The organism is Paraniabella ginsengisoli (genome assembly GCF_022513635.1).
Lineage (GTDB): Bacteria > Bacteroidota > Bacteroidia > Chitinophagales > Chitinophagaceae > Niabella > Niabella ginsengisoli.
This window is the reverse complement of record NZ_JAKWBL010000001.1, coordinates 1,470,814-1,484,576: the sequence shown is the minus strand read 5'-3', so window position 1 is coordinate 1,484,576 and position 13,763 is coordinate 1,470,814. Positions and strand designations below refer to the sequence as shown.

The 13,763-nt window shown below is 38.0% G+C and carries 16 protein-coding genes and 2 pseudogenes; 10 read left to right on the top strand and 8 right to left on the bottom strand.

Annotation, left to right across the window (positions count from 1 at the left end):
• Positions 1-69 precede the first annotated feature (69 nt).
• Together MKP09_RS08205 and MKP09_RS08200 are read right to left on the bottom strand one after the other, a co-directional pair.
• The gene (locus MKP09_RS08205) at positions 70-348 is read right to left on the bottom strand and encodes a SemiSWEET family sugar transporter (RefSeq protein ID WP_240827243.1); all 279 of its coding nucleotides are present in this window, start codon (positions 346-348) and stop codon (positions 70-72) included.
• Positions 349-732 (bottom strand): SpoIIAA family protein, encoded by a 384-nt coding sequence (locus MKP09_RS08200; RefSeq protein ID WP_240827242.1) that lies wholly within the window; start codon positions 730-732, stop codon positions 349-351.
• A 222-nt stretch (positions 733-954) separates the two neighbouring features.
• Between MKP09_RS08200 and MKP09_RS08195 the strand changes: the two genes are divergently transcribed.
• The 3 genes and pseudogenes from MKP09_RS08195 to MKP09_RS08185 form a co-directional block, all read left to right on the top strand.
• A complete protein-coding gene (locus MKP09_RS08195; protein ID WP_240827241.1) occupies positions 955-1,164 on the top strand; it encodes a hypothetical protein in 210 nt (69 codons plus the stop codon).
• A 152-nt stretch (positions 1,165-1,316) separates the two neighbouring features.
• Positions 1,317-2,054, top strand: a complete 738-nt coding sequence (locus tag MKP09_RS08190; RefSeq protein ID WP_240827240.1) for a sulfite exporter TauE/SafE family protein — start codon at positions 1,317-1,319, stop codon at positions 2,052-2,054.
• A gap of 154 nt (positions 2,055-2,208) precedes the next feature.
• Positions 2,209-2,850 (top strand): annotated as a pseudogene (locus MKP09_RS08185) (class I SAM-dependent methyltransferase); the annotation flags it as partial.
• A gap of 51 nt (positions 2,851-2,901) precedes the next feature.
• Here the strand turns inward: MKP09_RS08185 and MKP09_RS08180 are convergent.
• From MKP09_RS08180 to MKP09_RS08160, 4 genes and pseudogenes are all read right to left on the bottom strand, one after another.
• The gene (locus MKP09_RS08180; protein WP_240827239.1) at positions 2,902-3,153 is read right to left on the bottom strand and encodes a Dabb family protein; all 252 of its coding nucleotides are present in this window, start codon (positions 3,151-3,153) and stop codon (positions 2,902-2,904) included.
• 29 nt (positions 3,154-3,182) lie between these two features.
• The gene (locus tag MKP09_RS08175; protein ID WP_240827238.1) at positions 3,183-3,314 is read right to left on the bottom strand and encodes a twin-arginine translocation signal domain-containing protein; all 132 of its coding nucleotides are present in this window, start codon (positions 3,312-3,314) and stop codon (positions 3,183-3,185) included.
• Positions 3,298-4,146 carry a DUF922 domain-containing protein gene (locus MKP09_RS08170; RefSeq protein ID WP_240827237.1) on the bottom strand — a complete coding sequence of 283 codons (849 nt, stop codon included), beginning with the start codon at positions 4,144-4,146 and terminating at the stop codon, positions 3,298-3,300. Before MKP09_RS08170 ends, MKP09_RS08175 begins: the two co-directional genes overlap by 17 nt.
• A 31-nt stretch (positions 4,147-4,177) precedes the next feature.
• Positions 4,178-6,279 (bottom strand): annotated as a pseudogene (locus MKP09_RS08160) (endonuclease MutS2).
• Between the two features lie 154 nt (positions 6,280-6,433).
• Between MKP09_RS08160 and msrA the strand changes: the two are divergent.
• The 7 genes from msrA (at position 6,434) to MKP09_RS08130 (ending at position 10,827) form a co-directional block, all read left to right on the top strand.
• On the top strand, positions 6,434-7,102 hold the full coding sequence (gene msrA, locus MKP09_RS08155) for a peptide-methionine (S)-S-oxide reductase MsrA (RefSeq protein ID WP_240827234.1): 669 nt from the start codon (positions 6,434-6,436) through the stop codon (positions 7,100-7,102).
• Positions 7,103-7,338: 236 nt separating this feature from the next.
• Entirely contained in the window at positions 7,339-7,962 is a 624-nt protein-coding gene (locus MKP09_RS25680; protein ID WP_262915166.1) for an arginase family protein, read from the top strand.
• Positions 7,959-8,381, top strand: a complete 423-nt coding sequence (locus tag MKP09_RS25675; RefSeq protein WP_317235275.1) for an arginase family protein — start codon at positions 7,959-7,961, stop codon at positions 8,379-8,381. Before MKP09_RS25680 ends, MKP09_RS25675 begins: the two co-directional genes overlap by 4 nt.
• Positions 8,382-8,420: 39 nt before the next feature.
• Positions 8,421-8,819 (top strand): hypothetical protein, encoded by a 399-nt coding sequence (locus tag MKP09_RS08145; RefSeq protein ID WP_240827233.1) that lies wholly within the window; start codon positions 8,421-8,423, stop codon positions 8,817-8,819.
• Between the two features lie 200 nt (positions 8,820-9,019).
• Complete coding sequence (locus MKP09_RS08140; protein ID WP_240827232.1) at positions 9,020-9,442, top strand: hypothetical protein; 423 nt, start codon at positions 9,020-9,022, stop codon at positions 9,440-9,442.
• Positions 9,385-10,317, top strand: coding sequence for a radical SAM family protein (locus MKP09_RS08135; RefSeq protein WP_240827231.1), 933 nt, complete (start codon positions 9,385-9,387; stop codon positions 10,315-10,317). Before MKP09_RS08140 ends, MKP09_RS08135 begins: the two co-directional genes overlap by 58 nt.
• A gap of 24 nt (positions 10,318-10,341) precedes the next feature.
• Positions 10,342-10,827 carry a CAP domain-containing protein gene (locus MKP09_RS08130; RefSeq protein ID WP_240827230.1) on the top strand — a complete coding sequence of 162 codons (486 nt, stop codon included), beginning with the start codon at positions 10,342-10,344 and terminating at the stop codon, positions 10,825-10,827.
• Between the two features lie 173 nt (positions 10,828-11,000).
• Here MKP09_RS08130 and MKP09_RS08125 read toward each other — a convergent pair whose 3' ends face one another.
• Positions 11,001-12,659, bottom strand: coding sequence for a hypothetical protein (locus tag MKP09_RS08125; RefSeq protein ID WP_240827229.1), 1,659 nt, complete (start codon positions 12,657-12,659; stop codon positions 11,001-11,003).
• 187 nt (positions 12,660-12,846) lie between these two features.
• Positions 12,847-13,566: a DUF4998 domain-containing protein gene (locus MKP09_RS08120; protein ID WP_240827228.1), complete on the bottom strand. Its 720-nt coding sequence runs from the start codon at positions 13,564-13,566 to the stop codon at positions 12,847-12,849.
• Positions 13,567-13,763 lie beyond the last annotated feature (197 nt).

Sequence of the window (13,763 nt, the reverse complement as noted above, 5' to 3'; positions counted from 1 at the left end):
AGATAGTGAGGCTATAGATTTCCACAAAAATTTTCTCTAAACCACAATTCTGGAAAATGCCGGATAGGTTCAATTTCTTTTATACGCGGGCATTCTCTGGTAATACATATTAAATGCAAGTACGGTCAAATTGATACATAATGATATAGCGTTAGAAATGATAATTATTAAATCACCGAGCATTGCACCGTAAATCACCCACAATATTAATCCGCTTATCAAAATTAAAAATACCCAATAAGAAATATCTGATGGCTCTTTTTCTTTGATGATTTTGATGAGTTGCGGAAGTAAAGATACTCCGGTAAAAACACTGGCGGCCACGCCTATTATGGTATTACTATCCATTTATGGCCTTGGGGTTTCTTCTTTTGTACTTACCCAATGAATAGCCTGTTGTTCCTGCGCAATTGGGTAAAATCTAAATTCTCCAGGCATTACCTTGCTAAAAACATCTGTAAATTTCTGAATGGTGTGAGAATCACTAATAATTGCAGCACGATGGCAATCAGTAAAATGCTTCAATCTCAACCAGGTATCCTGCAACCAGGCTCCGCCAGAAAATCTGGTTATATCAGTATTAAGATGTAAAACGTAATTCAGCCCAGTGTTGGTTTTCATATGTTCATCTACGAGGGGGATCATCGTATTTTTAAAATCCTCTGCGGTTACATCTCCGTAAGCCCTGAAGGCGATTACATTCGGTGGCACATTTTCTATTTTCTCAATCATGGAAATTAAGTTTAAGAGGCATAAAAAAAGAGGCAATTATTATGCCACCAACTAATTAGAGAGATCGTCTGTCAATTATCAAAATGACTATATTAACTAAAATCAGAAAAACAAACCAGCATTGCAAAATATCGAGATGCCATTCCAGTAGTTGGTTCTTGTTTGGCACACGCTTTGTTTTAAAAATTTTGAAATAAACCTTTACCATAAACTCTTATTCCTATGACAACTCTGAGCGAAATCATTACCAATGGCTTTCAAGCTTATAATATCAACACTACAACATTCGATGAATACACCCATGGCATGGTAAAAGTTCATGTGGCTGGTGACGTAGTTGTCAACGTATTTGTAATGGATATCAAGATCAACTGTGCTACAGACATTGATGAACTTATGTACATCTGCAAACGTGTAAATGCATCTGCCTAAAAAACAATCTACCTATTTTTTAATCGGATAAATAATACCTGTGAAGTAAGCTATATTTTTTCCTGACGTATGTAAAAAAGCTAGTATTTTAGAGCTTCTAATATGATAGTCTCGTATTAAAATACTCTTTGTTGAAAATTTGCAGGAAAGAAATGACTTCCACAATTATTCTCGTTCTAATTATTAGTTTTATTGCTTCTCTTGTAAGATCAACATTCGGTTTTGGCGAATCATTAGTAGCTGTCCCACTATTTATTCTTTTCTTACCTGTAGAAATTGCTGTTCCTTTATCGGTAATGCTATCAATAGTGATAGCGCTAGTTGTGGTAATACAGGACTATAAACAAATCCATTTTAGCAGTGCAAAGTGGTTGATCTTTTATGCAATATTTGGAATACCCATAGGCATTGCACTTCTCATTTATGGGAATGAGATACTTATTAAAGTGGCACTTGGAACACTTATCATTCTGTATGCTCTTTACTCTCTCTTTTCCAAAAAGGTAAAAGCACTAAAAGAAGACAACAAATTTTGGCTTTTTGTTTGTGGATTTTTATCAGGCATACTAGGTGGTGCATATGGATTAAATGGGCCGCCGCTTGTCATTTATGGCAATTTAAGGCAATGGAGCGCAAAGCATTTTAGAGCCACACTGCAAGCATATTTTTTGCCTGCAAGTTTTATAACTGTAATTGGATATTATATAAAAGGACTTATAAATATTGAAGTGAACACCTATTTTGTGATTTCGCTTATTACTGCTATTCCTGCAATTTTTCTAGGTAGATATTTAAATCATCAATTAAAGGATGGTTCATTTTTTAAGTACGTTTACGTGGGGCTCATAATTATTGGTATCATTTTAATTGCAAGTATCCTGAATTTATAAACTGATCGAAATACTTTATTAAGAAATGTATTTCCGCGTAAAATTTTTCTCACAACTAAAGTTCATCGATCTGCAGCAAGTTTATTCAGGCTAGATCTGAGAACTATAGGATCCATAAAATAATCTCAGCGTAGCCTCAACAAAAAACATACAAATGAAATCGACAATAACAGAAATAAAAGAACGATTTGATAACGATGTGGAACGGTTTTCAAATCTGGAAACCGGCCAGCAATCTACAATTGATGCCACAATATCGCTCGAACTTATTACGGAAGCATCCAAAGCTATCAGGCCGGAAGCTACCCATTTATTAGATATCGGTTGTGGTGCAGGTAACTACACATTGAAAATGCTTTCCAAACTTCCAGGCCTTAATTGTACATTGATTGACTTAAGCAAACCTATGTTGGATAAGGCTTTCGAGAGAGTATCATCTCAAACGGAAGAAGTAAATATACTTCAGGGCGATATCAGGGAAATTGTTCTGCCAGAAAATAGCTTTGACATTATTTTAGCTGGCGCTGTTTTACACCATCTACGAGACGACGCAGACTGGATGGATACATTCAGAAAAATATTCAGTTTATTAAAACCTGGTGGCTGCCTGATGATAAGCGACCTTGTAACGCAGGATACTATTCAGGTGAATGATCTTATCTGGAATAAATACGGAGATTACCTTGAAAATCTTAATGGTAAAGACTATCGCCAAAAAGTAATGGACTATATAGCCAAAGAAGACTCGCCAAGATCATTAACTTATCAGTTAAACCTTATGCAGAAAGTAGGTTTCAGCCAGGTAGAAGTTTTGCACAAGAATCTCTGTTTTGCTGCTTTCGGGGCATTAAACAGTAGCTTCAACGATCATATCGTAAACTACGACCCGTTCCCAAAGCTGGCTATACTTGTCTACAAAAGCTTTATGAACGGGATGCACCTGGTAATCATCCTGGTCTTTGACACTATCAAAATACATCAGCTCAGAAACGTGAAAACTATTATCAACCACATCTCTTTTTTCCGTTGACGCAGGCTTTCCAATCAGAAGCTTCTTAACCTGCGGAATGGCGTTCAAAGTATTTAATCCCTCAATCAATTCTTTCTGAGAATGGGCATCAGGATTCTTTAACCAAAAAAGACATGATGAACGATTTGTTGTTTTTCTTTTTCCATAATTGATAAAGAAGGTATTGCTGCGGCAAGTATTGTCGCGTTTTTAATAAATGTACGACGTGATTTTTTATAAAGGCTTTTCATATAGTATTCTTTCGGTTTTTAAGTGCTGAGCTATCCGCGCTTCCCATTCTTTTTGCTTTATCCTGTTTGATCCATGCCTCGTTTCTTCATCGTAAACAGCCTGTTCATTATGATACTGTTTTGAAATTTGCCTTGTCATTTCCTTGGCCCGTTCTTGTGCATTTGAAAAATTCAAATTGCTGCTGTCTAACTGCTTTTGCAGTTTTCTTCTATACAATTCTACAATATCAAAATGACATTGTTCATGCGCCAATAGTGAGTCGGATTTTTGACTGGGCTTTACCCAACTTAAAAAAGTAGTAAACTTAGCAGAAGTATAAAATTTTGGTTTGCTAAATAAACCAAAGGCATTACTTTCAAGGTATATATCACATTGTGATGCCGCCCCAAACCACACTTTAGCCGATACGGTAGCCGGGCTTCCTTTAAAATCTTCCCATGTTAGTTTCCGGTTCTCATTCCATTCTATTTCAAGCTCATGCTTTTTAAGGTCAGGAACACGGTAAATATCAGCATAGATTTTCTCACATGTACTTTTACTATCAGGTGGCAGTCTCTTAGTTATTTTTATGAGATTAGCCCCATTCTTCCTGGCAAGTATTTTCAAATTTTCAATTACTTCATTATAGGTACAATTAATTGAAAAACCGTTATCAACAGATTTAATACTACCAACTTTAACTCCATCATTTACAAAATCATCACTTTGCCTGAGTACCAATACAAAATCCGAATCGCTTAAAGCCGGTTGTTTTGATATGGCCTGTATAGATAGTTTAGAACTGCATGAAACCAGCGTTAACAATATCCATGCGATAATTAATATTCTCATTAGCCGACTAAGAAATTATATCTAAAGATAATTAAGCGGAAGCATTTTCTTTCACAACCACCAAATCACTAAGCTCTACCTGCATAGGCAACATACCAATTTTCACCACAGCACGCTTACTTTTAATTTCAAGTACTTCACCTACCTGGTGGTTTCGTTTCATTTTTACCTTGTCGCCAATTTTTATTTCACCACCAACTTCGCTATACTTATTCTCAATTTTCTTTTGCATTTTACTGGCCTTCTTTGTTTCGGGCCGGTTAAATAATAAAGCAGTCATTTGCTTTATTAGCTTTTGCTTATCATCCTCTTTTTTCCATTCAATAGTGATTTGCTTTAGTTTACGCTCCATATCTTTCAAATAAGTGATGCGCTGTTCATTTATTTTATTTTGCTCGCGCAACACCTCAACTTGTTGCTTATGCCGCTCCCGATCCATCACTTGCTGCATTTCTTTCTGTAAACGTTCATTCTCTTTGATCAACCGTTCCAGTTCCTTATCCTTTTTAGCTATATCCCTAAGATCCTGTTCCGTTCTGTTCAGTAATTTATCAAGCCTGTATTGATCGTCTTCTACAAGTCCGCGCGCTTTTTCAATCAATCTTTTTCTAAACCGATCCGCTCTGCAATGGAAAAAGTATAAGAACTTCCCGGTTTACCAATTATGAGTTGATATTGAGGTTGCAATTTCTTTTCATCAAAAGCCATCGCTCCGTTCACAATACCGGATGTTTTTCCAGCCATTATCTTTAAATTCAGATAATGCGTCGTAACTATTCCAAATGAATGCTTTCTGAGTAATTCCAAAAGTATCACTTCTGCAAAAGCGCCACCTAAATTAGGGTCACTTCCGCTTCCCAATTCATCAATAAAAAATAGTGTTTTGCCATTTGCATTTTCCATAAAATGCTTCATGTGAATAAGGTGGCTGCTGTAAGTGCTTAATTCAAACTCCAGGCTTTGCGTGTCGCCAATATGAATCATCAGCTGCTTGAAAATGCCAAATTCGCTTGATGGATGCACCGGCACCAACAACCCACTTTGCAACATCATTTGCAAAAGGCCGATGGTTTTCATGGTCACAGTTTTACCGCCTGCGTTCGGACCACTAATAACAAGAATCCTTCGGCTTTCATCCAGGCTAATTGAAACCGGGATGGTTTTTTTATCGGTTTTCCTGTTATATAAATATAACAGCGGATGATAAGCGTTCACCAAATGCACAAAAGCTTTGTCGTGAACTACGGGGTATTCGCCATTAATATCGGCAGCGAACTTGGCTTTGGCTCTTGCAAAATCATATTCTCCTAAAACAGCATGATAAACATTAAGTAGTGGTGCGTATGCGGATAGCTTCGCAGTCAGTTGCCTTAAAATACGATATACTTCTTTGCGTTCCTGATTTTCGAGGTCACTGATCTCATTGTTAAGATGCATGGTTTCTTCCGGCTCTATGAAAGTTGTTTTACGACTGTCACTCTCGCCATGTAATACACCTTTAACGGCTCTTTTGTATTCTGCAAAAATAGCTACCACCCTCCTTCCGTTCATGAAGCTCTCTTCTATTTCCGCCAGATAACCTTGCTTATTTAGTTTTGAAATAATCCGATCAAACATTCGTCGCAATTCTGTTCTTTTACGATATAGGTTTAACCTGATTTCTTTCAAATCTTCTGAGGCAGCATCTTTCACATTACCCTGGTCATCGACAACCTCATCGATCAGTTCAATAATTGCTTTCTCATAATGAGTATGCTGAACCAGTTCGAACAAACCGGAGTAAGCTACTTTTCTTTCTTCATTAAACCATCGAAATATCTTTTCAATGCTTTCCGCAAGTTTTCGGATTTGAATAAGGTCGTCCCCTTGTAAAACAGCTCCATCAATAGACAATAGTTTAAGTTCCTTTGCAAGATTTAAAATATAGTCATTAGGAAAATAAATGCCATTGGTGAGCAATTGTTTAAATTCATGAGTCTGTCTTAAATCGGTATCTACAAATTTCTTATGTGTATGGATACGCAATTCCTTTGCCTTTTCCTGTGCGTAATGGCCCTGGCAATGAGCCACCAAAAGATCCTTGATTTTATCAAACTCTAACTGAACAACCGCTGATACCGGATACAACTTCATACTTAATACTCCTAAAGAACTTACAAAAATAAGTCGATAAGTTGAAATCTTGACAGGTTAAAATTTAAACCGATAAGTTCTTTTACAACTTATCAACTTGTAAACTTGCCTCAACTTTTCCTCGTACATATTGTTTTATATTAAAATTATTCTGATGTCAAAATTACTTTTACCTGTACTTTTAATTACGCTGTCTACTTTTGCTGCATGTGCCCAAAAGAAGGATCCGAAATTAGATGCCGTTAAATTTGCCGGACCAGAAAATAAAAAATCTACAATGGAAAATAAAAAAGATACCGCAACACTTGCCAATGGATGCTTTTGGTGCACCGAAGCCATTTTTCAGGATATTAAAGGTGTTGAGACAGTTATCAGTGGATATACCGACGGTAATACGAAAAATCCTACTTACGAAGAAGTTAGCTCTGGTAACACAGGTTTTGCTGAGGCCCTGCAAATTGTTTACGATCCATCAGTTGTATCATTCGACGAGTTATTAGAGATTTTTTGGAAAACTCACGATCCTACAACACTTAACAGACAAGGCAATGACGTAGGTACACAATACAGAAGTGGCGTTTACTATCACGATGAAAATCAAAAAGAAAAAGCAGAATACTACAAAACTTCTTTAGATAAAAGCGGCGCTTTTGACAACCCCATTGTTACAGAAATAAAACCCTTTAATGAATTTTACGCTGCGGAAGATTATCATCAAAGCTATTTCAATAACAATGAAAACAAAAACCCTTATTGTAAAATTGTAATCCGTCCAAAAGTCGATAAATTCAGAATAGCATTTAAAGATAAACTAAAGAAATAGTAAATAGGCGCGGTTTTTGTTTTTATATAAATACGGAGCAAGAAGGACAATTAAAAGCCTCACAGTGTAATTTACCTGTGAGGCTTTTATTTATTTCGAATAAGCATAAATAAACTTCTCAGTAAATTTTTCAGGGCAACGCCTTTTACTAGCAGTAACCTCAATCAACATTTTTTTAACCTCTCTTATTAAATTAAACGGCGTATCTTGCACGCCCTTAAAAAAAATTTTGGGCGATGTTGGATTTAAAAGATTTCGATCAAAATGCAGTAAGTAATCCTGAAAATAACATTTTTGGATTACCAAGTACCGAGGATAATGCAGAACTCATTATACTAAGTGTTCCCTGGGAAGTTACAGTGAGCTATGGCTCAGGAACTGCAAAAGCTCCGGAAGCTATTTGCAAAGCGAGTTTACAGGTAGATCTTTATGACCCGCTCTTTCCGGATGTATGGAAAAAGGGGTTTTATGTTACACCAGTTGATAAGCAACTTCAGCTAAAAAGTGCTTATTTAAGGCGCGAAGCTGAATTATATATAGATTATATTTCGCGCGGCGAGGAGTTGCAGGCCAACCAGTTCATGTGTAAAACGATTAGAGAGGTTAATGAAGGCGGCGCTTACCTGAATGACTGGGTTTACGAACAAGCTAAAGCCCAACTTAACAATAATAAGCTTGTTGGATTATTGGGTGGTGATCACAGCACGCCGCTCGGGTTGTACAAAGCATTAGCAGAGAAACATGACGAATATGGCATCCTACAGATTGATGCGCATTGTGACTTGAAGAAAGCCTACGAAGGATTTACCTATTCTCACGCCAGCATTATGTATAATGCACTGAACGAGATCCCCAAATAAAAAACATCATCCAGGTTGGAGTAAGAGACATAAGCCAGGATGAATGGCAATACATCCAGGAAAATCCTGAAAAGGTGATACCGTATTTTGATCAGGATATTAAAGAGCGGCAATTTAGTGGACAAACATTTAGAATCATTGTTCAGGAAATTGTAAGGAAGCTGCCCGAAAAAGTTCATATCAGTTTTGATATAGATGGCCTTGATCCAAAACTTTGCCCTAATACTGGCACACCTGTTCCTGGCGGATTTGAGTTAGACAGAGTATTTTATCTCTTTCACGAAGTGCTTAAAAGTGGTAGAAAAATAATTGGGTTTGACCTGGTTGAAGTTGGTGTAGGTGATACAGAATGGAACGCTAACGTCGGAGCTAGAGCTTTATTTAAACTTTGTAATATTTTAATAACCAGTAACTCATAATTTTTTATATAAAATTTTTAATTACAATAAAATTCGCTTTTGAAACCATATATCTTCATCATACCTAATAAAAAAATTAAGATATATTTTCTATTTGCTATTGGAATTATTCTACTAAATGTTCTGGGCTTTACAGCTTATGCCGCTACTAATACTAACCGCGTTTCCAATTCCTGGATCATGTTAATGATCATTTTGGGTGCTATTGCTGGCGCCTTTTATCTACTTTCTCCAAAAAAGCGCCTTGAATTTGCTGGTACGATGATACTACTTTCTGGCATTTTCTGGATCAGCCGCGGCTTTAATGAGTTGTTTTTTGCCAACTTGATATTGTGGCTATTATACAGTATATCCCGACGAAGACTTTTGGTTTTGGTTGATGCTGAGCAAATAATTTATCCTTCATTTCCAAAAAAAGAATTTCCTGGAATGACATAAACAATATTATTCTGAAAGACGACATTCTAACCATTGACCTGAAAAATAACAAAATATATCAGCATCTTATTGAATACGCAGATAATCCCGTAAATCAGGAAGAATTTAACGAATTTTGCAATCGGCTAGTAGAGAATAGTAATTAGCGAGTAGGTATATTCCTACTCACTATTCCCCACTCGCTACTTACTTTTTAATAAATGAACTTAACACAATCACCCTACATTCTTTACTCCGATGGAAAAGGGAATATTTTTGAAGATACTTCCCTGTATGTTACTGGCCGAACCGGATGGGATGCTATTCAGATTCCTGATAACGAATGGATAGAGTTTCCAGATGGCGGATCTCTTTACGAACTGCCTGGCCGCCGCGGAATTGGAATTGATGTAAACACGGGAGAAATGAGGATTTGTGATAAGGGTTGGGCAGTAGCTGCATTTATTCCGCCAGCGCATACCGGATTTTACATTTCGGCTTTCGAAACAACTAAAGACGCACCAATACTTCCACTTTTCTGTTACACGGCAGTTGGGTGGTTCAATGAAAAGTTTTTGTACCCGCAATGCGCATTGAGCAAGATATACGCCAGGAATGCAGCGGCTTTAACACAGAAAAAGTAGAAACCGGCGTTGAGCACTTAATGAGTGCATATCCACACAACAGATTAGTAAAACATTTAGCTGAAAACTGTGCACTAACTTATCATTGTCCTGCTGCGCGAAATTATTTTATGGGCCGATGGGAATGTCCTGTACCCGCATCACCTGCATGTAACGCCAATTGCGTGGGTTGTATTTCGCTCCAACCCGATGAAGAAACCATTGTATCCACGCAAGACCGGTTAAAATTTAAGCCATCGGTTGAAGAAATTGTTGAGTTTACGGTTCCGCATTTGAAAACTGCTCCCTTCCCGCTTATTAGTTTTGGTCAGGGTTGCGAAGGAGAACCATTGCTCATGTGGGAAACTATTGAAAAAGCCATTATTGAAATAAGAAAACATACCGATAAAGGAAGTATCAATATCAATACCAACGGCTCTAAGCCTGACGCTGTAAAGCGACTTTGTGAAGCAGGTCTTAACTCCATACGTGTAAGCACTAATAGCGCCCGCCGCGAAATATACATGCCTTATTATCGTCCAAACAATTACGAGTTTGAAGATATTATCGAAAGCCTGAAAATTGTTGACAGCTTTGGCGGATGGACATCAATCAACTATTTCGTATTTCCTGGTATGACAGACAGTATTGCAGAGTATGAAGCTTTGCGAAAACTAATAAAGGAAACAAATTTGAAAATGATTCAATGGCGTAATTTTAATATTGACCCTGATTGGTATTTAGGAAAAATTGGAGTAGCCGACACTGGCGAGTTCATGGGTGTTAATCAGCTTTTGCAGGAAATACGAGATGAATTCCCCGACCTGAAGTATGGTTATTTTAATCCGCCAATGGAACGTATAAAAGGTAATTATGAACTAGATTTTGCTCATTAAAGGTTTAACTAAAGAGACCCAATCATGAAATTTTTTGCCTCTATCCTATTCTTTAGCACTTTGTTTTTGATACAGAGCTGTTCTTCAGGACAGACATCAACCGGAAATTCTTCTGTTGATCCGCAAGATCTTTTACAAGCAGTTAACAAAATCAGAAGCAAAGGTTGTAAATGTGGTGGAACTTATATGCCGCCTGTTAAACCTTTAAAATGGAACACTAAACTTGAAAAAGCAGCCAGCAGCCACAGCGCCTACATGAACAACCGAAAAAGATTAAGCCATACCGGGAACAAAAATTCAAATCCCGGAACGAGGATTTCAAACGCAGGTTATAAATGGCGGTTTTACGCCGAAAATATTGCGATGGGCCAACGTACTGTTTCTGATGTAATGAATAGCTGGATCAATAGTGCAGGTCATTGCAGAAATATTATGAATAAAAATGCTACAGAAATGGGAGCAGCAAAAACTGGAGCATATTGGACGCAGGTATTTGCAGCGCCACAATAATTTAGTTTACCTTGAATTAAGGTTCTTGTTTACCCTAAAAAAGAAAAAATCTTGGTGCTGTACGAAGCTAATCATATACCAGGTATGTAGGTTTGCTTAAAGCAGAACCTTAGCAATATTTCGTTCCATAAAGTTGTTTGATTTTTTTAAACATTAAGCCACATTATTTTAATTTAGTTGAACGATCCTTCTCCGGCCCATGCTGTCAGCATCCCACTTATAGCACCTGATAATTGCGCTTGCGTAGCAATATTTGACACAGCTTGCGAGCCCAATCTGTCTTTTAGTTGTGCCAAATATAAACTTCTGGGTTGTACGGGGACATTCCAGCTTTCCCAAAAACCAGCTCCCGATCTTCCAAGTCCTTTGCAGCCAATGCCCCAATTAAGCGCACCTTTTGGACTTTCCACCACAATGGTTTTTGATAATGAAGTACAATTGTAAAACAGGGTTTGCGCACCTGCCCAACCATGCCCCGTGCCACTGGCACCACGGTTGCGTACCCTTATTTCGTCGCCAACTATATTGTCGAACAACAAGCCAGTTGCCCAACGATGATGAGGCCCTATATCATTGTAAGTTTTTGTAGCCACGCAGTCCAAAAAAACATTCGGCCCCGGCACTTTTGCACCAGTTACGTAATCATGTCTTCCTCCTCTGGTAAAGCATCGTTGAATAAGATTTAGGCAAGCAGTTCCATTTATATTGAATGAGTATTTGCGTGCACCTGTTGTAACTGATTTTGGATCAAGCATGGCACATTCCTCCACCGTATTATTCTTTGCTCCGGTGTTTAAGGTTACTGCACTATATCCAAAATACTGGCAGGTAACTCCTCTAACCCAGCAGTTCTCTGCTTCCCGAAGTTCTATACCTATCCACCCATGATTTTCATCATCGTCATTATCATAAACCGATGTTAAACGTAAATTCTCTATTCCGCAATTGGTTATTCTTCCTGTTGGGTTAAAGGTATATACTTTACCACCGCCGTATTTTACCTGTATAGGATCTACCACCGGCGCATCCAAGGTTATGCTGTCTTCGGTAACCGCAACTACCTTTCGTTCATATTGCACAACATAGTAGTCGGTAGTCCAGCCATACTGTGCCATATCCAAATCATCTATCCAGGCTTGATTGGGCGTGCGTTCTACTACAATGCGGTCTCCTTGGGCTATGCCCGAAACATTGGCTACACGAAAGCCTTTACTACCAGTACCTACGTACGGTGTGGTGATGTTAATTGTAGATCCTGATTGAGAAGTGGCTGTGCCTGCTATATTAATAAGTGTGTGTTGCTCTTTTTTGGTGGCTTTCAAAACAGTTCCATCCGCCCCTTGGCCTATGCCGCGCAAAATAACGCCGCTATGATTTATATTCAACCTATCGCTTACTTCGTAAACGCCACCAAGAAGTGCAATAACGCCCCTTATTCCGTTTGCATCCGGCGTTAAGGCGCTCACTTCATCAATGGCTTGCTGTATCTGACTGCGATTGTCTCCAGACAAGGGTGATAAAGTTTTTTTAATTGCTACAGAATGCGGAATAGCAACGCCGCCACCTTTGTATCCTGCCATAGAAAAATCGGGAATAAGGTTGACTTTGTTTGTCTCACCCTGGTTGGCATAGTAATTATAACCTAAGCTACCATCGGTTTTTTGATATATCAATGAGGTTGGAACTACCGGAGGAGGTGGTGGTGGTGGCGGATCCTCTTTGTCTTCAGTAGGCGGTGGTGCGGGTACTTTTTTGGATGGTGTTTGCTTATTACAGCTTACCATTAACGCCATTGCGATTATGGTTAAATAGAAATAGGCCAGCTTAATCATTTTGTTTATAATTTAGTTTTAAATATATTTAAAGACTGATGCAAACCTGTTACAATCTGATTTTTTGACACCTTATCGATTTTTGACTGCGATCGAGAAGTATCAACTCCTGAGGCTATAGACGGACGCTGACTTAAAAAAGCCGAGGCAATTACCCACGGCTTTTTACAAGTATGAGAAAACAATGCTAAAACGTTACTGTAGCTGTATTTGAATTAAAAACATCAATAGATTCTGGTACAGGTTTGTATATGGAGTAATGCGTAATTTCTCCGGAAGCTGCTATATCTGAAGCAACGATGAAATTGCTGTGAAGCAAAAGTTCAACAGTTTTTGTGCCTCCCGAAGCAAGCGGATAAGTAACGATTGTTTTTTGCAAGGGGTAAAAAATAGTCGCATCGCGCGGTTTGTTTGATTCCTCCAAAAAATTAATTCGCTTATTACCATTAACAGTCGAAATATTTTCAAATATCCTGTTCGCTAATACACTACGGTATCGCTCTCCATAAATAGTACTAACTACAGGTGCCGTAGTAGAGCTATCACCCGCTTGGTTATAAGATACTACTTCAACAAAAAGTGTAGCTTCTGGAATATCGGCTATTTCAACTTCACTAAAACTACCATAGTCTGCCCCACTCAAGTCTATAAATTTTGTATTTATACTATTACTCAAAGAAGTGTTGTAAGCAACTTTTAGTTTGGTTACCCTTCTATCGGGTCCTACTCTAAACCTCAAAAGTGCTCTATTATCTCCAGGCAATATTTGGATAGAATCCACCTTACCAGGTTTGGCAATTTCAGCTTCATTTAAATACTTTGCATAGTAGTAGTCCGACCCCTTTTCACATCCGGATAATACGACGATACAACTTACTATGGAAAGAAAAAATATTATCTTTTTCATTCGTATATTTTTTTATTTGCGGCTTCGCCGCGATTCTCTTTATTGTCGAATGGAACGCCTATACATTACCCTCCCGAATCAAGTTTGGGACAAGTATGGTGAAAAAAATGATCATGGGCGTTTCATCTGCTTATTTTATTGTGATTTTATAGAACAAATTTAGTTCGACCAATGGAATGCGTAGTCAACCCTTTGGC